A 1141-nucleotide genomic window follows, 5' to 3' on the forward strand; every position below is an offset into this window, starting at 1 on the left:
CGGCTGGATCACCTCCTTTCTAAGGAGCATCCAGGGCTGCCGGAACATTGTGTCCGGTGGTTCCAGGGCCATTTCACAGGCGAATGTTCTGTGATGGTTGCTCATGGGTGGAACGTTGACTATTCGGCCGGATCCTTCCGGCCCTTTCGTGTCGGTACTGCCGGTCACCCCTGTTGTGGGTGGTGGGTGTGGAAGACACAGGGGTCGTGGGGGTCGGGTCGGGCGCGCTGTTGGGTGTCTGAGGGTGCGGCCGTGATGGTTGTGTCTTCGGGATGCCGGCCCCGGTGGGGATCGATCTCTGGTCGGTTTGCCGTCGGGTGGTTGGTTGTTGTTTGAGAACTGCACAGTGGACGCGAGCATCTGTGGGCAAGTTGTTAAGGGCGCACGGTGGATGCCTTGGTACCAGGAACCGATGAAGGACGTGGGAGGCCGCGATAGACCCCGGGGAGTTGTCAACCGAGCTGTGATCCGGGGGTGTCCGAATGGGGAAACCCGGCAGTCGTCATGGGCTGTCACCCGCACCTGAATGTATAGGGTGTGTGGAGGGAACGCGGGGAAGTGAAACATCTCAGTACCCGCAGGAAGAGAAGACAACCGTGATTCCGGGAGTAGTGGCGAGCGAAACCGGATGAGGCCAAACCGTATGTGTGTGATACCCGGCAGGGGTTGCATGTGCGGGGTTGTGGGAGTGAACTTCAGTCGTCTGCCGGCGGCTGGGCGAGTCAGAAACCGTATGGGTAGGCGAAGGGCATGCGAAAGGCCCGGCGTAGAGGGTAAGACCCCCGTAGCCGAAATTCATGCGGCTTGCTTGTTCACCACCCAAGTAGCACGGGGCCCGAGAAATCCCGTGTGAATCCGGCGGGACCACCCGTCAAGCCTAAATATTCCCTGGTGACCGATAGCGGATAGTACCGTGAGGGAATGGTGAAAAGTACCGCGGGAGCGGAGTGAAATAGTACCTGAAACCGTGTGCCTACAAGCCGTGGGAGCGTCGCACAGCAAGCTTGCTTGTTGTGTCGTGACTGCGTGCCTTTTGAAGAATGAGCCTGCGAGTTTGCGGTGCGTTGCGAGGTTAACCCGTGTGGGGGAGCCGTAGCGAAAGCGAGTCCTAATAGGGCGGTTGAGTAGCGCGCTCAAGACC

At 59.6% G+C, this 1141-nt stretch carries 1 rRNA gene; it reads left to right on the forward strand.

Annotated elements, in window-relative coordinates:
• Nucleotides 1–364: 364 nt before the first annotated feature.
• Nucleotides 365–1141: ribosomal RNA gene (locus LZF96_RS26330) — 23S ribosomal RNA — on the forward strand; the annotation flags it as partial.

This window comes from Streptomyces sp. ST2-7A (genome assembly GCF_021390475.1).
Taxonomy (GTDB): Bacteria; Actinomycetota; Actinomycetes; order Streptomycetales; family Streptomycetaceae; genus Streptomyces.